At 69.7% G+C, this 19,538-nt stretch carries 14 protein-coding genes and 1 pseudogene; 8 read left to right on the forward strand and 7 right to left on the reverse strand.

Features of this window, described 5'->3' with window-relative positions:
- Positions 1 to 15: 15 nt before the first annotated feature.
- Positions 16 to 1,137, reverse strand: a complete 1,122-nt coding sequence (locus ASG29_RS15145; protein ID WP_055986178.1) for a phosphoserine transaminase — start codon at positions 1,135 to 1,137, stop codon at positions 16 to 18.
- A 234-nt stretch (positions 1,138 to 1,371) separates the two neighbouring features.
- On the opposite strand from ASG29_RS15145, the gene ASG29_RS15150 reads away from it, so the two are divergent.
- The gene (locus tag ASG29_RS15150) at positions 1,372 to 1,998 is read left to right on the forward strand and encodes an extensin family protein (protein ID WP_055986590.1); all 627 of its coding nucleotides are present in this window, start codon (positions 1,372 to 1,374) and stop codon (positions 1,996 to 1,998) included.
- Between the two features lie 43 nt (positions 1,999 to 2,041).
- Complete coding sequence (locus tag ASG29_RS15155) at positions 2,042 to 2,926, forward strand: LOG family protein (RefSeq protein WP_055986181.1); 885 nt, start codon at positions 2,042 to 2,044, stop codon at positions 2,924 to 2,926.
- Positions 2,927 to 3,016: 90 nt separating this feature from the next.
- Here the strand turns inward: ASG29_RS15155 and ASG29_RS15160 are convergent, their stop codons facing one another.
- A complete protein-coding gene (locus ASG29_RS15160; RefSeq protein ID WP_055986185.1) occupies positions 3,017 to 4,960 on the reverse strand; it encodes a hypothetical protein in 1,944 nt (647 codons plus the stop codon).
- Positions 4,961 to 5,082: 122 nt separating this feature from the next.
- Here ASG29_RS15160 and ASG29_RS15165 point away from each other — a divergent pair, with 122 nt between their 5' ends.
- Positions 5,083 to 7,002: a TIR domain-containing protein gene (locus tag ASG29_RS15165; protein ID WP_055986187.1), complete on the forward strand. Its 1,920-nt coding sequence runs from the start codon at positions 5,083 to 5,085 to the stop codon at positions 7,000 to 7,002.
- A gap of 32 nt (positions 7,003 to 7,034) precedes the next feature.
- Complete coding sequence (locus ASG29_RS15170; protein ID WP_055986190.1) at positions 7,035 to 7,259, forward strand: hypothetical protein; 225 nt, start codon at positions 7,035 to 7,037, stop codon at positions 7,257 to 7,259.
- Here ASG29_RS15170 and ASG29_RS15175 read toward each other — a convergent pair.
- Both ASG29_RS15175 and glpK read right to left on the reverse strand, forming a co-directional pair.
- Positions 7,246 to 9,171, reverse strand: a complete 1,926-nt coding sequence (locus ASG29_RS15175) for a S1 family serine peptidase (RefSeq protein WP_055986194.1) — start codon at positions 9,169 to 9,171, stop codon at positions 7,246 to 7,248. The two genes, ASG29_RS15170 and ASG29_RS15175, sit on opposite strands and share 14 nt — an antisense overlap.
- Before the next feature lie 181 nt (positions 9,172 to 9,352).
- Positions 9,353 to 10,843 (reverse strand): glycerol kinase GlpK, encoded by a 1,491-nt coding sequence (glpK, locus tag ASG29_RS15180; protein ID WP_055986197.1) that lies wholly within the window; start codon positions 10,841 to 10,843, stop codon positions 9,353 to 9,355.
- A 90-nt stretch (positions 10,844 to 10,933) separates the two neighbouring features.
- Here glpK and glpD point away from each other — a divergent pair, with 90 nt between their 5' ends.
- On the forward strand, positions 10,934 to 12,373 hold the full coding sequence (gene glpD / locus ASG29_RS15185) for a glycerol-3-phosphate dehydrogenase (protein WP_055986200.1): 1,440 nt from the start codon (positions 10,934 to 10,936) through the stop codon (positions 12,371 to 12,373).
- A gap of 129 nt (positions 12,374 to 12,502) precedes the next feature.
- Here the strand turns inward: glpD and ASG29_RS15190 are convergent, their stop codons facing one another.
- From ASG29_RS15190 to ASG29_RS15195, 3 genes and pseudogenes are all read right to left on the reverse strand, one after another.
- Positions 12,503 to 13,384, reverse strand: a complete 882-nt coding sequence (locus ASG29_RS15190; RefSeq protein ID WP_055986204.1) for an alpha/beta hydrolase family esterase — start codon at positions 13,382 to 13,384, stop codon at positions 12,503 to 12,505.
- 484 nt (positions 13,385 to 13,868) lie between these two features.
- Positions 13,869 to 13,978: pseudogene (locus tag ASG29_RS17260) on the reverse strand (IS5/IS1182 family transposase); the annotation flags it as partial.
- A gap of 77 nt (positions 13,979 to 14,055) precedes the next feature.
- Positions 14,056 to 15,390, reverse strand: coding sequence for an MFS transporter (locus ASG29_RS15195; RefSeq protein WP_055986593.1), 1,335 nt, complete (start codon positions 15,388 to 15,390; stop codon positions 14,056 to 14,058).
- Positions 15,391 to 15,511: 121 nt separating this feature from the next.
- Here ASG29_RS15195 and cyoA point away from each other — a divergent pair, with 121 nt between their 5' ends.
- The 3 genes from cyoA (at position 15,512) to cyoC (ending at position 19,395) form a co-directional block, all read left to right on the forward strand.
- Complete coding sequence (gene cyoA / locus ASG29_RS15200) at positions 15,512 to 16,567, forward strand: ubiquinol oxidase subunit II (RefSeq protein WP_055986207.1); 1,056 nt, start codon at positions 15,512 to 15,514, stop codon at positions 16,565 to 16,567.
- A 179-nt stretch (positions 16,568 to 16,746) separates the two neighbouring features.
- Positions 16,747 to 18,762, forward strand: coding sequence for a cytochrome o ubiquinol oxidase subunit I (gene cyoB / locus ASG29_RS15205; protein ID WP_055986209.1), 2,016 nt, complete (start codon positions 16,747 to 16,749; stop codon positions 18,760 to 18,762).
- A gap of 3 nt (positions 18,763 to 18,765) precedes the next feature.
- On the forward strand, positions 18,766 to 19,395 hold the full coding sequence (gene cyoC, locus ASG29_RS15210) for a cytochrome o ubiquinol oxidase subunit III (RefSeq protein ID WP_055986212.1): 630 nt from the start codon (positions 18,766 to 18,768) through the stop codon (positions 19,393 to 19,395).
- Positions 19,396 to 19,538 lie beyond the last annotated feature (143 nt).

Raw genomic sequence — 19,538 nt, forward strand, 5'->3', positions numbered from 1 at the left:
GAGGGCCAGAAGAAATCAGGCCTTCGCCGTCGCGTACGCCCAGTCGAACCACGGCCCGAGCGCCACGATATCCGCGGTATCGACCGTCGCGCCGCACCAGATGCGCAGCCCCGGCGGCGCGTCGCGATAGCCGCCGATGTCGTAGGCGGCGCCTTCGGCTTCCAGCAGCGACACCATTTTCTTGATCGTCGCCTCGTCCGCGTCGACGGTCAGGCACACGCTGGTCCTCGACCGCGTCGCGGGATCGGCGGCCAGATGGCCCAGCCAGTCGCGCTCCGCGACGATCGCGTCCAGCGCCGCGGCATTGGCGTCGGACCGCGCGATCAGGCCGCCCTTGCCCAGCGACCTGGCCCATTCCAGCGACCAGATCGCATCCTCGACCGCCAGCATCGACGGCGTGTTGATCGTCTCGCCCTTGAACACGCCCTCGGCCAGCTTGCCCTTGCTCACCAGCCGGAAGACCTTGGGCAGCGGCCATGCCGGGGTGTAGCTTTCCAGCCGCTCGACAGCGCGAGGGCCGAGGATCAGGACGCCGTGCGCGCCCTCCCCGCCCAGCACCTTCTGCCAGCTGAACGTCGCGACGTCGATCTTCGCCCAGTCGATGTCATAGGCGAACACGCCGCTGGTCGCATCGGCGAAGGACAGTCCCGCGCGATCCGCAGGGATGAAGTCCGCGTCCGGCACGCGCACGCCGCTGGTCGTGCCGTTCCACGTGAACAGGACATCGTGGGTCCAGTCGATCGCCGACAGGTCGGGCAGCTGGCCGTAATCGGCGCGCACGACCGTGGGATCGATCTTCAGCTGCTTGACCGCATCGGTCACCCAGCCTTCGCCGAAGCTCTCCCACGCCAATGCGGTGACCGGACGCGCGCCCAGCATCGTCCACATCGCCATTTCGTACGCGCCGGTATCCGAACCGGGGACGATGCCGATGCGATGCGTGTCGGGAAGGTTCAGCAATTCGCGCATCAGGTCGATGCAATATTGCAGCCGCGTCTTGCCCAGCTTCGACCGGTGCGAGCGGCCGAGGACGTCGGTGGCGAGATTGGCGGGATCGTATCCGGGCGGCTTCGCGCACGGGCCGGACGAAAAATACGGCCGGGCAGGCACCGCCTGCGGCTTCGGGTAACCAGTCATGTCTGTCTCTCCTTACAGAGAGCACGCGCGGCGTTGGGACCGCGTGGCCCGTCGACGGCGTTAGCGGCGCGGCCCGGCACTGGCAACCACGCAGAATCGATCCGACGTGCGCCCAACCCGCTTCGTCACCCCGGACTTGTTCCGGAATCCACCGTGCCGCACATCCGCGGCGTGAGGCGTTCGTGGACGGGTGGATGCCGGAACAAGTCCGGCATGACGGTGACGGTGGGGCTGATGCTCCTCCTCGCCGCCTGCGGTCGCGGCGATCGTCCTACGCGACCGCCCGAACGCCCGCCGACCGCCGCGGTCGAGGGGCCGGGCATTCGCGAGACCGCCGCCTGCCACGCCGACCTGCGCGCGCTGGGCGTCGACTTCCAGGTGCTGCTCGACAAGCAGTTCGGCCCGGGCTGCGGCCTCGTCGGTACGGTCAAGCTGCTCGACATCGGCGTGCCGACCGCGAATCTCGGCGCGGTAAGGTGCGGGCAGGCGCGCGCCTATGCCGCCTGGGCGCGCAACGGCGTCGCGCCCGCGGCGTACCAGATCCTCGGCTCCGAACTGTCGCGCGTCGTCAGCATGGGCAGCTACGCGTGCCGCAACACCGTCGGCACCAGCGGGCCCGTCCGCCGGTCCGGCCATGCCGTCGCCAACGCGATCGACATCGGCGCGTTCGAATTGAAGGACGGGCGGCGCATCTCGATCGTCAACGACTGGAACAGCCCGGACGAGGACGTCCGCCGCTTCCTGCGCACCGTCCACACCTCCGCCTGCCGCCGCTTCGGCACCGTCCTGTCGCCCGACTACAACGCCGCGCATCGTGACCATCTGCACCTGGAAGACGATCGCAAAAGCTTCTGTCGCTAGCCGCTTACTTGCTCCCGCCCGCGCGCCGCCCTATCCCCCCGGGATGACAGAGACCCGCGTCCCCGCCCGCGTTTTCCCGCGCGCGCGCACCGATGCCCGCGCCGCCGAGCAGAGCATCTCCACCCCACAGACGGAAAGCCCGGCGTACAAGCTGGCGTTCCAGGACATGGACTTCCTGCTTCGCGAGGATCTGCGCCCGGTCCGGTTCCAACTGGAACTGCTGAAGACCGAATTGCTGTTCGAGGAGGCGCATATCGGCTCCACGTTCGTCTTTTACGGCTCCGCGCGCATTCCGGAGCCGGCGAAGGCGCAGGCGCTGCTCGACCTGGCCACCGACGACAAGAGCCGCCGGATCGCCGAAAGCCTGGTCGCGAAGTCGAAATATTACGTCATGGCGCGCGAGCTGGCGCAGCTGGCGTCCAATTTTCCGCGCGACGAGGCGGGGCAGCGGCACTTCGTCGTCTGCTCCGGCGGCGGCCCGTCGATCATGGAGGCGGCGAACCGTGGCGCGGCGGACGTCCATGCCGAATCGATCGGCCTGAACATCGTCCTGCCGCACGAACAGGCACCCAACCCCTACGTCACGCCCGCGCTCAGCACGCAATTCCACTATTTCGCGCTGCGCAAGATGCACTTCCTGCTCCGCGCGCGCGCGCTGGCGGCCTTTCCCGGCGGGTTCGGGACGTTCGACGAACTGTTCGAACTGCTGACGCTGATCCAGACGGGCAAGATCGAACCGATGCCGGTGCTGCTGTTCGGTCGCGAATTCTGGGAACGCGTCGTCAATTTCGAGGCGCTGGTCGAGGAAGGCGTGGTGTCGGAGCGCGACCTCGGCATCTTCCGTTATTGCGAGACGGCGGCGGAGGGCTGGTCGGTGGTCCAGCAATTCTATCGCGAGCGGCAGGAGCGGAAGGAAGCGGAGGCGTAATCCCTCCCGTCATTGCGAGCGTAGCGAAGCAATCCAGTGCAGCACGCGAAACACTGGATTGCTTCGCTACGCTCGCAATGACGACGCGCGCTACGCCGGCACCGCGATCGTCTTGCTCGCGAACACCGCCTGCCAGCTTTCGATCTCCGCCACCACGATCTCGTCGATCGCGGTGGCCAGCGCCGCCACCGCGTCGAAATGCAACGGCGGCGCCGGATCGGCCAGCAGCGCGTCCAGCCGCGCCCCCACCAGCGCCAGCTTCTCCGCGGTGGCGCGCGAGATTGCGGCGAACCGTTCGAAATCGCCGAAGTAGCGGATGCCCGCCAGCGCGCCGCCCACCGTCGGGAACAGGACGCCCATGAAGGTGAACAGCTTCGCGATCCCGTGCGGCCAATCGTGCGGGACCAGATGCGCCGCCGCCGCCGCCTCCACCGCCAGATAGGCGGCGACCGACAGGATCGCGAGCTTGAACGACGCCTCCGACACGCGGTCCAGCGCGTGGTGGACATGCGCCAGCCGCGCCGCCTTCGCGCGGTGGTACGCCGCCTGGTCGCGGACGTGGACCGCCAGCACATGCTCGGCCGCGGCGTGCAGATACGCGGGGGTGATCCGCAGGTGTCCCGGTCCGGTTTCGCGCAGGACACCGCGGACGTAGCGTTCGGGCCAGTCGCTGTCGCGCCCCGCCGGCCAGCGTCCGGCGGGCCGCGCGACGCCCAGCAGCAGCAGGATCGGGGCGTGGCGCAGATACTCCGCCACCCGCCGCGTCTGGAACCAGCGCGCGTGCCAGCGCCGCCGTCGCCCGAGCGCGGTGATCGCCACGATCGCGACCAGCAACAGCAGTTCCACCAGCGCGAACGGCCATTTTACCGTCCCGCCCGTCAGCGGGAGATAGGCCACCCCGGCCACGATCGCGCAGGCGGACAGCAGGAAATTCAGCGTCATGCCGCCGCGATACGCCTCCGACAGCCACGTCGACACGGCGTCGGCCCAGGCGAAACGGCGCAATATCTGCGCCTCCATGCGGGCGGCGGTGCCCGGTTCCAGCCCCGGCAGCGCCCGCAGCCCCGCCATCATCGCCGCGCCCCCGCCGGTCGCGACGGCCGCGGGCATCTCGTACGTCCGTCGCCGTCCCGGACGCCCGGGACCTCGCCCGTCGCCCGCGAAGCGATCCTCGATCCAGCGATAGGCGCCCAGGAAGCGCGGGCTTTTCCCCGGCCAGCGTTCCGCATGCAACGCCGTCGCGCTTCCCCGCGCCGCCGCGAACCCGGCGACGACCGCCGCCAGCAAGGCCGGCCAGCCCTCCGCGCCGTCCGACGGCGCCTCCAGATGTTCGGGCAGCCGCAGCAGTCGACGTCGCGCGGGATCGCCGGCGTCGATCCACAGGACCGGGACGCCCCGGGCCAGCGCCTGCGCCATCGTATCCAGCGTACCCCCCGCCGCGCCGGGCGACACACCGTCCCAGACCGCGATCAGCGCATCCGCCTGTTCCACCACGATCCGCGCCGCCGCCGCGGTCTGCCGCGCCATCGCGGCACCCAGTTGCGCCTGCGCCAATCGATCGTCGGGCGCATCGATCGTGCGGACGGTCAGGTCGCGCACCATGTCGTCGCGGTCCGCCAGTTCCAGCAGGGTCGCACGCGCCGCGACGCGCCGCATCGCGGCCGCCGCGGCCTGCGCGGACGGCGACGCCGCGCCGCCTTCTATCAGTGCCCTCAAGTCGCGCGCGTCGTCCGCCCCCGCCTGGATCGCGATGTTCAGGTCCAGTCCGAACGGCAGCGGCGCGGACAGGTCCCACCCGCGCGCCAGCGCCAGTTCGGCGGCGAGCAGGTCGGTCCCCTGCGCCAGCGGCGACACCAGCCGCACGCGCCCGGCGGCGGCATCGAACGCCGCGGCGGCGGCGGCGTCGAACGCTGCGGCGATCGCAGCCTCGATCCCCGCGCGATTGGCGGCGAAGGCGGCGTTGGCGGCGCGATGGCCGGTGATGCCCAGCACCAGCCACAGCTCGCCAACGTCGAACGCCTCCGCCATCCGCATCGATCATCCCCCTTTCGATCCGCCGCCGGCTTAGCCGCGCTTCCGCCACCCGTCACCCCGGCCCCTCGTGACAAGGACGCGATCGGGCCGTACCATCCGCGTCGCATACCGGGGGGCAGGCGATGGACACGGGCGACGGGGCGGACGGGGGCGGACGACGCGTCTTCCTCAGCTATTCGCGCGCCGACCAGCCCCACGCGATGGCGGTCCTGCGCACCCTGGAGGACGCCGGTTTCGACGTCTGGTGGGACGGACTGATCCCCGGCGGCGACCGCTACAACGCCATCACCTCCGACGCGCTCGAAACCGCGGGCGCGGTGGTGGTGCTGTGGTCGAAGGCGTCGGTGCGGTCGCACTGGGTACAGGACGAGGCGACGCGCGGGCGCGACCGCGGCGTCCTGATCCCGCTGTCGATCGACGGGACGGAACCGCCGCTGGGGTTCCGCCAGTTCCAGTATCTGGACCTGTCGGGCGCGGGGATGCGTCCCGACAGTCCGGCGATGGCGCGCGCGGTCGCGTCGGTCGCCGCGCAGATGGGCCGCGCGCCCGCCGCGCCGGTACGGACGCGGGCGCGACCCACCCGGCGCACGCTGCTGATCGGCGGCACGGGCGTGGTGGCGGTGGCGGCGGGTGCGGCCGGGTGGATGGTGCTGGGCGATCGCGACGCGGCGTCGCCCAACAGCCTTGCGGTCCTGCCGTTCGACACGCTGGGGGGTGATCCAAGCCAGCGCTATTTTTCCGAGGGGCTTTCGGCCGAACTGCGGTCGCAGCTGTCGCGCAATCCCAAGCTGTCCGTCATGGGTCAGGCGTCGTCCAACGGCTTTCGCGACAGCCGCGACGACGGTCGGACGATCGCGCGCAAGCTGGGCGTCGGCTACCTGCTGGACGGCAACGTCCGGATCGCGGGCGACGTGGTGCGGATCGGGCTGGAACTGATCGCGGGGGACACCGGCTTCACGCGCTGGTCGCAGAGTTTCGACGGGCCGCTGACCGACATCTTCCGCTTGCAGGAACGGATCGCGCGGTCGGTCGACGGCGAGCTGGCGGCGACGCTGACCGGCGCGCAGGAACAGCGCGCGCGCAGCGGCGGCAGCACCGACGTCGCGGCGTTCGACGCCTATCTGCGCGGTCGGGCATTGTTCGAATCGCAGGCGGACGAGGGCAGCGACCGCGCCGCGCTGGCCCGGTTCGACGAGGCGATCCGCCTCGACCCCGATTATGCCGCCGCGCGCGCCGCGCGGGCGCGCGCGCTAGCGGTGATCGCGAACCAATATGCGCAGTCGGCGGAGCGCATCAGGCTCTACGGTGCGGCGGTGGACGAGGCGCGCGCCGCGATCCGTGCGGCGCCGGACTTCGCGGACGGCCATGCCGCGCTGGGTTATGCGCTGTTCTACGGCCAGCTGGACGTGACCGCCGCGAACGCGCCGTACGAGCGCGCGCACGACCTGGGCGCGGGCAGCGCGGACATCCTCGCGCGCTACGCGCTCTATCGCGCGCGGCGACGGCAGTTCGACCGCGCCGCGCCCGCCATCGCGCGGGCGACGCAGCTCGATCCGCTGAACCCCAGCGCGTTCAAGACCGCGGGCCTGATCCGCTTCGCCGCGGGCGATTACGCGGGCGCGATCGCGGCGGCGCAGCGCGCGCTGGAGATCAATCCGGCGCGCGGCACGATCCACGGCGACATCGGCAATGCGTTGCTGATGCTGGGGAAGGTGGACGAGGCCGCGGCGGCATTCGGGCGGGAGAAGGTGGGGCTGCTCGCGATCCCGGGCCGCGCCTTCGTCGCGGCGCGGCGGGGCGACGGGGCGGGCATCGCCGCCGCCTTCGCCGCGCTGGTGACCGCGTTCGGCGACAACGGGCTGTACCAGCAGGCGCAGGTGCTGGCGCAGTGGCGCAAACCGGCGGAGGCGCTCGCCGCGCTGGGGCGGGCGCGCGCCACGCGCGATTCCGGGCTGGTCCTGCTCATGAACGATCCGTTCCTGGCGCCGCTGCGCGCCGAGGCGGGGTTCCAGGCGCTGTTGCGCGACCTGCACTTCCTGTAGGATAAGGCGTCGATCATCCGGGGGGAATCATCATGCGTCAGCTTCTCGTCCTCATCGCGCCTGTCGCGCTCGCCGCCTGCGACCGGCAGGCGCCCGTCGTCGCCAACAACGCCACCGCGGTCGAATCCGCCGTCGCCCCGGACGCGAACATGGCCGCGCCGATGACCGCGACCGACGGCAACGTCACCGACAACGGCGTGACGGACCACGGCGTCACGGATCACGGCGTCACCGACCACGGCGTCACCGACCACTGACCCCCGGCGGCGGCACGATGCGCGCGCCGCCGCGGTCGTCCAGATACACCACGCGCCCCGACAGGAGCCGGCGGCGCGCGTCCGCGACCCAAGGCGCGAAATGGGCGACGTTGGTATACACCGACGGATTGTCGCCATAGCCGCATCCCTTCGACCAGGAGGCGACGCCGACCAGCACGTCGCCGCCCGGATCCTCGCGCACCAACGGCCCGCCGCTGTCGCCGACGCAGCTGAAGACGGTCATCCCCGGCCGCAGCGGAGCCGGGCCGCGCCGTCGCGTTTCCGCACACACCATGCCCGCATCCAGCAGCGCGCCGACGCGTGCCCGGCACGCCTTCCACGCCATGGTCTGCAACGGGCCGAATTGGAGCGCCTCCGGATTGCGCTGCACCCGCCCGGCGGTGTCGAGGATCGCGCGGGCACCGGGCGCGACCTGTCCGGTGAAGCCCCAGCCGAACGCCGCCACGGGCGTGACCGCATCCAGCCGGCCGTCGCGCGGCAGCTTCGCCACCGCACGGAGGGGCATCGCCCCCGCCGCGGCCCGGTCCGCGCGCAGCCGCACCAGGGCGATGTCATTGGGTTGCGCGCCGGCGCGGTAGCCGGCGTGGACGACCATCGCGTCGATCGCCCAGGTCGTACCGCCGACCCCCAGCCGGTGCGATCCCGTCCGGACGCGCCGCTCGCGCAGGACGCGCGCCGCGCCATCGCCCGCGAAGCCGCCCTTGGCGACGCAATGCGCCGCCGTCAGCATCAGGTCGGGCGCGATCATCGTGCCGCCGCACCGATGCGCCAGGCCCGCCCCGGCGCGCGCGCGCAGATATTCCTTCTCCCCCGCGGGCTTCGCATCGTCGGCGGCGAAGTCCGCCGCGGTGTAGGGGACGGTGGAATAGAAGGCCGCCATCCACGGCGCGCTGTTCGACGATGCGTCCACCCCGCCGCCGACGCGCGGTATCGCCTGCCGCGGGTGGAAATAATAGGTCGCGCGCGCGGACCAGCCGGTGCGGTCGGCGCCGCGCCGCCCGCACAGTCGCAGCGCCACCGGCGATCCGTCGCAGCCGTCCGCCCGCAAGACCCGGTCGGGATCGACGAGCAGGTCGGCGGGCAGCGGCCGGGCGGAGGAGACGGTCACCAGCACCTGCCCCCGCCCGGGCAGGATCACGTCCGCCGCGCTGCGCGCCCATGCGCCGGGCGCGACCGGACCATCGTCGCCCAGCGGGATCGGCAGGATGCGATAGTCCGCCGCCACATCGACGAGGTAGAGATAGCGGGGCCCCCGCGCATCGTTGCGGACCGCCAAGGAACTGGGCGCCGGATCGGAGCGCGATACCGGCGGCCGGTCGCCCACGGGCACGAACCGGCCGGCGGCATCGCATTGCGTGGCCGCGGGATCGTCCGGGCTGTCCGTCAGGCAGGTCGTCGTCTGCGCCGCCGCGCCGTCGCCCAGCGACAGCAGGGCGCGGGTCCAGCGGATCCGGCGGATCGCATCGGCGAAGGAGGCGTCGTAATCGCGCAGCACCAGATTGCCCAGCTCGCGCTGCCACGGCCCCATCGCCGCGATCGACGCCGTCGCATCGGGCTCCGCCTCCCCCTGCGGCGGCTCCGCCCGCTCCAGCATCAGCGTCTGCGGCATGTCGTCGGGAGTGGTCAGCACGTAATCCGCGGGCTCCGCGACCGCGACGCCGGGCGACGCCGCCAGCATCGCGCGCACCTGCGGCGCGGCGATCGGGTCGTCCGCAAGCTCCGTCGCCAGCCGGATGCGGACCGGCGCGTCGGCGGGCCAGACCGCGCGCTGCGGCGTGACGCCCGCGCGCGCGACCGAGGCGCGGAGGGCGCCCGCGTCGGGGAGGGTCATGACCTGCGCCGACGCGACGCCCGCCGCGCAGACCGCCCCCATCGCCAGCAACGCCCGCATCTCACACCCCCCACGACGCAGGATGCGCCCTCCCGCGACCCGCGGCAAGCGTCGCGAAAGGTCACGAAAGGTCGCACGGTCGCGCGTGCGTGCGGTCGTACGGACCGGGGGTGGATCGGTTACGGTTTCGCGACGCCGTGGCCGACCCTGACACAGGCCGGGCATGTAGGACAGCCGCGTCCTACCCCGTCGTCAGCGTCCGCCGCACCGCATCATGCCATCCGGCGGACAGGGTTTCGCGCGCATCCGCCGCCATGCCGGGTTCGAAGCACCGTTCCCGCGCCCATAGCGTCGACAGTTCGTCCAGCCCGCTCCACACCCCCGTCGCCAGCCCGGCGTGGAAGGCGGCGCCGCGGGCGGTCGTTTCCAGATCGTGGGGACGCTCCACCGGCGTGTCGATCATGTCGGCCAGGAATCCGCACAGCCAGTCGTTCGCCGCCATGCCGCCGTCGATGCGCAGGATCGGCGGCCGCGCCCCGCCGTCCGCGACCATCGCCGCGACCAGGTCCATCGTCTGGAACGCTACCGACTCGAGCGCCGCGCGCGCCAGATGCGCGGCGGTCGCGCCCAGCGTCAGGCCGTAGATCGCGCCGCGCGCGTCGGCATCCCAATGCGGCGCGCCCAGCCCGACGAAGGCGGGGACCATGTACACGCCATGGCTGTCGGGCACCTGCGTCGCCATGTCGTCGGTCTGGCTGGCATGGGTGATGACACCCAAGCCGTCGCGCAGCCATTTCACCGCCGCGCCCGCGACGAAGATCGACCCTTCCAGCGCGTAGGTGGTCGTCCCGTCGAGCCGATAGGCAGGGGTGGTCAGCAGGCGATGCTGCGACGCGATCGCCTCGGTCCCCGTGTTGAGCAGCACGAAGCAGCCGGTGCCGTAGGTCGATTTCGCCATGCCGCGGTCGAAGCACGCCTGCCCGAACAGCGCGGCCTGCTGGTCCCCCGCCACGCCCGCGATCGGGATGGCGGCGCCGGAAGAACCGGGGAAAAGGCCGGGCGCGGTCGTGCCGAACACATAAGCGTTGTCGTGGACCTGCGGCAACATCGCGCGCGGGACACCGAACAGGCGGCACAATTCGTCGTCCCACGCGCCGCGATGGATGTCGAACAATAGGGTGCGGCTGGCGTTGGTCACGTCGGTCGCGTGGACCGCGCCGCCGGTCAGGCGGTGGATCAGGAAGCTGTCGATCGTGCCGAACGCCAGCTCGCCCCGCTCCGCCCGCGCCCGCGCGCCGTCGACATGGTCGAGGATCCACGCGACCTTCGTCGCCGAGAAATACGGGTCGAGCAGCAGGCCGGTACGCGCACGCACGATGTCCTCCGCCCCGTCCGCCTTCAGTTGCGCGCACATCGGCGCGCCGCGGCGGTCCTGCCACACGATGGCGTTGTGGATCGGTTCGCCCGTGGCGCGGTCCCAGACGATCGCGGTTTCGCGCTGGTTGGTGATGCCGATGGCGGTGATCGGCACCCCCGCCTGCGCGATCGCGTCGCGCGCGGTGGACAGCACGTCGCGCCAGATATCCGCCGGATCGTGTTCGACCCAGCCCGCCTTCGGATAATGTTGCGCGAACTCCGTCTGCGCCATCGCGACGCGCGTCGCCGACGAATCGAACACGATGCTGCGCGTCGACGTCGTGCCCTGATCGATCACCAGGATATGATCCGCCACGCACCTTCTCCCCGCCGCCAACGTTTCCGCTTCCCTGGCACGGATCGCCGCCGCCTTCCACGACGGCGGCGCCGCGGCTAGGGCGTAACCATGATCGACATGCTCATCATCGGCGGCGGCATCAACGGCGCGGGCATCGCGCGCGACGCCGCGGGGCGCGGGCTGTCGGTGATGCTGGTGGAGCGGGACGACCTTGCGGGCCACACGTCGTCGGCGTCGACGAAGCTGATCCACGGCGGCCTGCGCTACCTGGAATATGGCGAGTTCCGGCTGGTGCGCGAATCGCTGAAGGAGCGCGAACGGTTGCTGGCCATCGCGCCGCACGTCATCTGGCCGCTGCGCTTCGTCCTGCCGCAGACGCGCTCGCCGCGGCCCGCGTGGATGGTCCGGCTGGGCCTGTTCCTGTACGACCATATCGGCGGGCGACGACGGCTGCCGGGGACGCAGACCGTATCGCTTGACGGCGCGTACGGCGCGGGGCTGTCGAACCGGAAGGGGAAGGCGTTCGTCTATTCCGACTGCTGGGTCGACGACAGCCGGCTGGTCGTTCTGAACGCGCGCGACGCCGCGGATCGCGGCGCGACGATCCTGACGCGCACGCGATTCGTGTCGGCCGCGCGCGACGCCGACGGCTGGCGCGCGACGATCGCGGACGAGAACGGGACGCGCGAGGTGCGGGCGCGCACGATCGTCAACGCCGCGGGGCCGTGGGTCGCGGACGTTCTGGCGGGGCTGGTCCGGCGCAACGACCGCCCGGGCGTGCGGCTGGTCAAGGGCAGCCATATCGTCGTGCCGCGCCTGTACGAGGGCGATCACGCCTTCATGCTCCAGAACCCCGACCGCCGCATCGTCTTCGCGATCCCGTACGAGGGGGACTTCACGCTGGTCGGGACGACGGACGAGCCGTGGACCGACGCGCCCGCTAAGGCCGCGATCGGGGCGGCGGAGACGGCCTACCTGCTGGAGACGGTCGCGCGCTATTTCGCGCGTCCCGTCGCCGCGGCGGACATCGTGTGGAGTTTCGCGGGCATCCGGCCGCTCCACGACGACCATGCCGCCGACGCGTCCGCGGTGACGCGCGACTACGTGCTGGACCTCGATACCGACGGCGCGCCGGTGCTGAGCGTGTTCGGGGGGAAGATCACGACCTATCGCAAGCTGGCGGAACATGCGCTGCGGACGCTGGGCGTGGCAGGCGACGACTGGACCGCGGGGGCGGCGCTGCCCGGCGGGGCGATCCCGGACGGGGACGCGGCGGCGTTCGTGCGCGGGCTGGCGGCGGATCATCCGGCGGTGCCGGAAGCGCGGCTGGGGCGGCTGGTCCGCGCCTACGGCACCGATGCGCGCGCGATCCTCGATGCGGGGGGCGAGGACCTGGGCGGCGGATTGACCACGGGGGAGGTCGACCACCTCGTCCGCCGCGAATGGGCGCGGACGGTGGAGGACGTCCTGTTCCGGCGCAGCAAGCTGGGCCTGCATGTGCCGGACGGGACGGCGGCGCGGTTGGGGGCGTATCTGGGGGCGATCTGAAGGCCCCTTCCCTGGAGGGGAGGGGCTTTATCTCGCGCCAGGCTGCGTCTGCATTCAGCGTCGCCGGATCATGGCGCATGCGCGGTGAACGACCATGTCGGGCCGGGCGCCCCCTCCCCGGCCCCTCGCTTACTGGTTGAACACGTTGGTCCAGATATATTGCGCGATATCGACGCTGACGTTGGGATACAGGATATGACCCCCGCCGAGAATGGTCACCAGTCCGGTACGAACGCCGCCGCGGCAATTGGTGAAGATCTCGGAACGCGATCCGAGCCGGAGCGGGGTTACGACCGGGGTGCCCGTGCATCCGTCGACCTGGCCCCATGCATCGCGGCTGCGGGGGGCCGACTGGAACAGCAGGCCGCCGTAATATTGCACCAGAACATCAGAAGTGCCGTGGAAGGCGACGACGGGGATCGGCCGTGACGGACGACATGCGGCCGCTTCGCGGTTGAGGGTGAAGGATACGGGGGCGGCGGCGCGGAACACGTCGGCGGCCTCGCATGCCAGCCGATGGGTCATCGACCCGCCGTTCGACAGGCCGGTCACATAGACGCGCGCATCGTCGATGTTGGAACGGCGTTTCAGCGTCGAGACCAGGGTACGAAGAAAGCCGACGTCATCGACGCCGCCGGCCAGCGACGCCCCGCAACAACCATAAGCGTTCCAGCTCCGGTTCAGCCCCTGCGGCCATACCACGATGAAGCCGCGCAGATCCGACTGGCGGAGTTGTCCCGACAGGAACCGCTGTTGCGCGATGTCCGATGTGTAGCCGTGCAGGTCGAGCAGCAGCGGCACGGCGGTGCCGCCGCGGTAGCTTGCCGGCACGTGGACAGCATAGGTGCGCTCGACACCCCCGACGACCAGCCGTTCGTTGTAGTCGCCCGGTGCCAGGCAATCGGACGTGCAGGGGGCTGCGGCGGCGGGCGTGGCCACGCCGATGCCGATCGCGGCGGCTAGCGCCAACGCCGCGACGGCGCGGATCGTCCGTCTGATATGGGCCATCATCTATCCTGCTCCTTTTGTTGTTCGTTTCTTATTGCGTCGAAAGGGGCTGCCCATTCGGCATCGGTCGGCATCGTCCGGCTGCGCTGGGTCGCGACGGGATCGGGCAAGGGCATGACGGCCGGGGTCGCCGGGACCGGTGCGGGTCCGGCAGGCGTGACCGCGGAACCGGGCTGGACGGGCGACGGTAACGGTTGCGGCGATACGGCGCGCGTCACGACGACGATACCTTCGCCGTCAGGAGGAGGTTTGTCCGCCCCGCGAATCAGGACAATGACAAAGGCGGACAGAGCCAGCGCCGCTGCTGCAAGAATTATCAAGCCTGTCCATCGACTTGCTGGCTCGGTCGCCACGTTCCGTCTCCGCTCCGGTCACGTGTGATCGCCGAGTGTCACTGTTTTGGCAAGCAAGGATCGTGTCCGCCCAATCCTTCGGCTGCACCTGCATTTAGCGTATCCAGATCATGGCGCATGCGAAGTGCACGAATCATTCGCAAGATGGCATCGACAAACAGTCGATTGTGCATCCCACCGAGTCCGGGCATCCCGCCCGTCCGGGAAGACGACCTTCGATCCGCGCCCATTGCTGATCCGTCAGTGTTCGTCTGCTCGCCGCGGGCTCCTCCCGCCAGCAAAAACTTCACATCACACGGAATCCTTGGATGCGGACACGGTCTAGTCCAGCCGCCGGCCCAGTTCCTTGTTCAGCCCCAGCGCCACCAATGTCGCGATCGCGCCCGACAGCAGGTAGCCGCCCGCCGCGACCAGCCCGAACCATTCCGCCAGCAGCAGCGCCGCCAGCGGGGCGAAGCCCGCGCCGAACAGCCACGCCAGGTCGCTGGTCAGCGCCGCGCCGGTGTAGCGCGCGCGCTTCGGGAAGTTGCTGGTCACCGCGCCCGACGACTGGCCGAACGACAGGCCAAGGAGGATGAAGCCGCCGATCATGAACGCGGCCTCCCCCCGTTCCCCGGCGGCCAGCAATTGCGGCGCGAAGCCGGAGAAGACCGCGATCGCGGCGGCGGTATAGCCCAGCAGCGAGCGCCGGCCGATCCGGTCCGCCAGCGTGCCCGACGCGACGATCGCGGCGACGCCGAACACCGCGCCGACCATCTCGATCAGCAGGAAGCGGGTGATGCTCTCCTTCGTGAACAGCGCCACCCACGACAGCGGGAACACCGTGACCATGTGGAACAGCGCGAAACTGGCCAGCGGGGCGAAGGCGCCGATGACGATGTTGCGCCATTGCGCCTTCAGCGTCGGCAGGACGCGCGACGGGGTCAGTTCGCGCGTCGTGAACAGCTCGGTATATTGCGGCGTCACCACGATGCGCAGCCGCGCGAACAGGGCGACGACGTTGACCGCGAAGGCGACGAAGAAGGGATAGCGCCAGCCCCAGCTGATGAAATCCTCCGGCGACAACGTACCCAAGAAGAAGGCGAACAGCCCGCTGGCCAGGATCAGGCCGAACGGCGCGCCGAGTTGCGGCACCATCGCCCACCAGCCGCGCTTCTTTTCCGGCGCGTTCAGCGCCAGCAGCGAGGCGAGCCCGTCCCAGGCACCGCCCAGCGCCAGCCCCTGTCCGATCCGGAACACCGCCAGCAGCACGGCGGACCACAGGCTCTGCCCGCTGGCCCCCGGCAGGAACGCGACCGCGCAGGTGGAGGTGCCCAGCAGGAACAGCGCGATCGTCAGCTTCGTGCCGCGGCCGTGGCGGCGATCGATCGCCATGAAGATCTGCGTCCCGAACGGCCGCGCGATGAAGGCGAGCGGGAAGATCGCGAACGACCACAGGGTCGCGGTCATCGGGTCCATCCACGGGAAGACCAGCGCGGGGAAGACGATGACCGAGGCGAGCGCGTAGACGAAGAAGTCGAAGAATTCCGACGTCCGCCCGATCACCACGCCGATCGCGATCTCCCCCGGATGCACGTCGCCGTCGCCGGCCCCGCCGCTGTGCAGGGCACGGACGTCGCGCTCCGCGGACGTCGAACTGGCGGTGGCCTCTACCATCATCGGTGCCTTGCGTAGAACAAACTGCTGTCCCGTGCCTCTACCCGCAACGGGGCCGATGGCGTGATAGGACAAATTGTCCTATTTCGCACGTGCACAATGAGGCCTAGCTCGCACCGTGATGAACCGCCTCCCCCGCCTTCTTCCGCTCCTCGCGCTCCCGCTCACGGCCGGGTGCGACATGGTGGTCCTGAACCCCGCGGGCGACGTCGCGCGGCAGCAGGCGAACCTGATCCTGTGGTCGACGGGATTGATGCTGCTCATCATCGTGCCCGTCATGGCGCTGACCGTGCTGTTCGCGTGGCGCTATCGCGCGAAGAACCAGCAGGCCGACTATCGCCCCGACTGGGACCATTCCACGATCCTGGAACTCGCGATCTGGTCCGCGCCGCTGCTGATCGTCATCGCGCTGGGCGCGCTTACGTGGGTGTCGACGCACACGCTGGACCCGTATCGCCCGCTGGGGCGCATCGCGGCGGGGCGGCCGGTCCCGGCGGGGCAGAAGCCATTGGAGGTGCAGGTCGTCTCGCTCGACTGGAAATGGCTGTTCATCTATCCCGAACAGGGGATCGCGACGGTCAACGAACTGGTCGTGCCGGTCGACCGGCAGGTGCGGTTCCGGCTGACGTCGTCGTCGGTCATGAACACCTTCTACGTCCCCGCGATGGCGGGCATGATCTACACCATGCCGGGGATGGAGACGAAGCTGCATGCCGTCCTGAACCGGCCCGGCACGTTCGAGGGCGTGTCCGCCAATTATTCGGGCGCGGGCTTCTCCGACATGCGGTTCCCGACGCTGGCGGTCGATCCGACCGGGTTCGACCGCTGGGCGGCGATGGTGAAGGGCGGCGGGCGGCGGCTGGGGCAGGCCGAGTATCTGGCGCTCGAAAAGCCGAGCGAGAGGGTGCCGACGATCCGCTTCGGCGCGATCGACCCCGCGCTGTTCGGCCGCATCGTGCAGATGTGCGTCCGCCCGGGCCAGCGCTGCATGTCCGGCGACATGCATACGAAGGGCGCGATGGAGAAGGCGCCGGAGGACCTGGGCACCAGCCCGCACATGAGCGCGCCGCACGGCGACGCGTCCGGCAAGGGCGAGCCCGGCGACGACAGCAACCGCAACATGACCCGCCTAGACACGCGCGCTCTTCCCGGCGCGCGGCCGACGGGGCGGGGGTAGGCCGACATGGGCAAGACCAGAACCCTTCCTTCCGTTCGTGCTGAGCGTCGTCGAAGCACCTGCGCATACCCTTCGACTTCCGCGCGTCGCGCCGAAGCCCGTCCTGAGCGCCTGCCTTGGCAGGCAGTCGAAGGGCTCAGAGCGAACGGCTGTTCGCGCTCAATCCGCGGTATTTCAGCATGATGTCCGACACATTCCTCAAGACGATCTTCGGCCGGCTGACCCTGGAAAGCTTTCCGATCCACGAACCGATCCTGATCGCGACCTTCGCGATGGTCGCGCTGGGCGGGATCGTGCTGGTCGGCGCGGTCACGTATTTCAAGCTGTGGGGCTGGCTGTGGCGCGAATGGTTCACCAGCGTGGACCACAAGAAGATCGGGATCATGTACATGATCCTGGGCATCGTGATGCTGCTGCGCGGATTTTCCGACGCGATCATGATGCGGTTGCAACAGGCGATGTCGTTCGGCGCCAACGAAGGGTATCTGAACGCGCACCATTACGATCAGGTGTTCACCGCGCACGGCGTCATCATGATCTTCTTCGTCGCGATGCCGTTCGTCACGGGCCTGATGAACTATGTCGTCCCGTTGCAGATCGGCGCGCGCGACGTCAGTTTCCCGTTCCTGAATAATTTCAGCTTCTGGATGACCACCGCGGGCGCGCTGATCGTGATGACCAGCCTGTTCGTGGGCGAGTTCGCGCGGACCGGGTGGCTGGCGATGGCGCCGTTGTCGGGGATCGATTACTCGCCTGATGTCGGGGTCGACTATTACATCTGGGCATTGCAGGTGGCGGGCGTCGGCACGTTATTATCGGGCGTGAACCTGATCGCGACGATCGTGAAGATGCGCGCGCCGGGCATGGGCCTGATGAAGATGCCGATCTTCACCTGGACCGCCCTCGCCACCAACATCCTGATCGTCGCGGCCTTCCCGATCCTGACCGCGGTGCTGACGCTGCTGGCGCTGGACCGCTATGTCGGCACCAACTTCTTCACCGCCACCGGCGGCGGCAACCCGATGATGTACGTGAACATGATCTGGATCTGGGGACACCCGGAAGTCTACATCCTGATCCTGCCCGCGTTCGGCATCTTCAGCGAAGTGACGTCGACGTTCAGCGGCAAGCGCCTGTTCGGCTATACCTCGATGGTCTACGCCATCCTCGTCATCACCATCCTGGCCTACCTCGTCTGGCTGCACCATTTCTTCACGATGGGATCGGGCGCGAGCGTCAATTCCTTCTTCGGCATCACGACCATGATTATCTCGATCCCCACGGGGGCGAAGATCTTCAACTGGCTGTTCACGATGTATCGCGGGCGCGTGCGGTTCGAATTGCCGATGATGTGGACGATCGCGTTCATGCTGACCTTCTCGATCGGGGGCATGACGGGCGTGCTGCTGGCGGTGCCGCCCGCGGACTTCGTGCTGCACAATTCGCTGTTCCTGGTCGCGCATTTCCACAACGTCATCATCGGCGGCGTGCTGTTCGGAATGTTCGCGGGCATCAATTACTGGTGGCCCAAGGCGTTCGGGTTCCGGCTGAACGAATTCTGGGGCCGGGTCAGCTTCTGGTGCTGGGTCGTCGGCTTCTGGGTCGCGTTCACGCCGCTGTACGTGCTGGGCCTGATGGGTATCACCCGCCGGCTGCGCCATTTCGAGGACCCGTCGTTGCAGATCTGGTTCATCATCGCAGGCATCGGCGCGGCGATCGTGGCGGTCGGCATCGCGGCGTTCCTGATCCAGATCTACGTCAGCATCCGCGACCGCGAACAACTGGTCGACACGACGGGCGATCCGTGGGGCGGACGCACGCTGGAATGGGCGACGTCCTCGCCGCCGCCGTCGTACAATTTCGCCTTCACCCCCGTCATCCACGACCTGGACGCATGGCACGACATGAAGGACCGCGAGGCGGAGCGACCGGTGAAGGGGTTCCGCGACATCCACATGCCGCGCAACACCGGCACGGGCGTGGTGCTGGCGGGGCTGTCGATGGTCTGCGCGCTGGCGATGATCTGGTACATGTGGTGGCTGGTCGTCGCGTCGTTCGTCGCGCTGGTCGGCTATGCCATCTGGCACACGTTCGATTACGACCGCGATTATTACGTCACGGCGGCGGACGTCGCGCGGGTGGAGGACGAGCGCACCGCCGCGCTCGCCACCTCGCTCCAGACGCGGGAGGCCTGAGCCATGGCGAAGACCGTCACCGCCGCGGGGAACGAGGCGCCGTCCTTCTACGATCTGGACCCGCACGAGCATCCCGCGGGGCACAGCACGCTGCTGGGCTTCTGGCTGTACCTGATGAGCGACTGCCTCATCTTCGCCATGCTGTTCGCCAGCTGGGGCGTGTACGGCGCCGCCTATGCCGGGGGGCCGACGCCCAAGGACCTGTTCGACCTGAAGCTGGTGGCGGTGAACACGGCGATGCTGCTGTTCTCCTCGCTCACCTACGGCTTCGCGATGATATCCGGGCAGGAGGGGAAGCAGCGCGCGATGCTGGCGTGGCTGGGCGCCACCGGGCTGTTCGGCGCGGCGTTCCTCGCCATCGAGCTGTATGAATTCAGCCACCTGCTGCACGAGGGCGCGGGGCCGCAGCGGTCGGCGTTCCTGTCGTCCTTCTTCACCCTCGTCGGCACGCACGGCCTGCACGTCACGTTCGGGCTGGTGTGGCTGGTCGTGCTGATGGTGCAGGTCGCGCGGCGGGGGATGGAGCCGGCGAACATGCGCCGGTTGCAATGCCTGTCGCTGTTCTGGCACTTCCTCGACGTCATCTGGATCGGCGTCTTCACCTTCGTCTACCTGCTGGGAGTGCTGCGATGAGCGCCGAACCCTATCACGCCGCCCCCGGCGAGGAGGGCGACCACGGCGCGCCGCACGGGACGCGCAAGGGCTATCTGATCGGCTTCGCGCTGTCTGTATTGCTGACCGCGGTGCCGTTCGCGATCGTGATGATCGACGGCCTT

It is taken from the genome of Sphingomonas sp. Leaf412, from assembly GCF_001425405.1.
In the GTDB taxonomy this organism is placed as follows: domain Bacteria; phylum Pseudomonadota; class Alphaproteobacteria; order Sphingomonadales; family Sphingomonadaceae; genus Sphingomonas.

Coding starts and splice junctions, on each gene's coding strand:
- ASG29_RS15175 (WP_055986194.1), bottom strand. CDS start 9,171: ATGCGGGCGTTGCTGGCGATGGGGGCGGTCTGCGCGGCGGGCGTCGCG.
- ASG29_RS15145 (WP_055986178.1), bottom strand. CDS start 1,137: ATGACTGGTTACCCGAAGCCGCAGGCGGTGCCTGCCCGGCCGTATTTT.
- ASG29_RS15190 (WP_055986204.1), bottom strand. CDS start 13,384: ATGATGGCCCATATCAGACGGACGATCCGCGCCGTCGCGGCGTTGGCG.
- ASG29_RS15160 (WP_055986185.1), bottom strand. CDS start 4,960: ATGCGGATGGCGGAGGCGTTCGACGTTGGCGAGCTGTGGCTGGTGCTG.
- cyoA (WP_055986207.1), top strand. CDS start 15,512: ATGAACCGCCTCCCCCGCCTTCTTCCGCTCCTCGCGCTCCCGCTCACG.
- cyoC (WP_055986212.1), top strand. CDS start 18,766: ATGGCGAAGACCGTCACCGCCGCGGGGAACGAGGCGCCGTCCTTCTAC.
- ASG29_RS15150 (WP_055986590.1), top strand. CDS start 1,372: ATGCTCCTCCTCGCCGCCTGCGGTCGCGGCGATCGTCCTACGCGACCG.
- ASG29_RS15195 (WP_055986593.1), bottom strand. CDS start 15,390: ATGGTAGAGGCCACCGCCAGTTCGACGTCCGCGGAGCGCGACGTCCGT.
- cyoB (WP_055986209.1), top strand. CDS start 16,747: ATGATGTCCGACACATTCCTCAAGACGATCTTCGGCCGGCTGACCCTG.
- glpD (WP_055986200.1), top strand. CDS start 10,934: ATGATCGACATGCTCATCATCGGCGGCGGCATCAACGGCGCGGGCATC.
- ASG29_RS15155 (WP_055986181.1), top strand. CDS start 2,042: ATGACAGAGACCCGCGTCCCCGCCCGCGTTTTCCCGCGCGCGCGCACC.
- ASG29_RS15170 (WP_055986190.1), top strand. CDS start 7,035: ATGCGTCAGCTTCTCGTCCTCATCGCGCCTGTCGCGCTCGCCGCCTGC.
- ASG29_RS15165 (WP_055986187.1), top strand. CDS start 5,083: ATGGACACGGGCGACGGGGCGGACGGGGGCGGACGACGCGTCTTCCTC.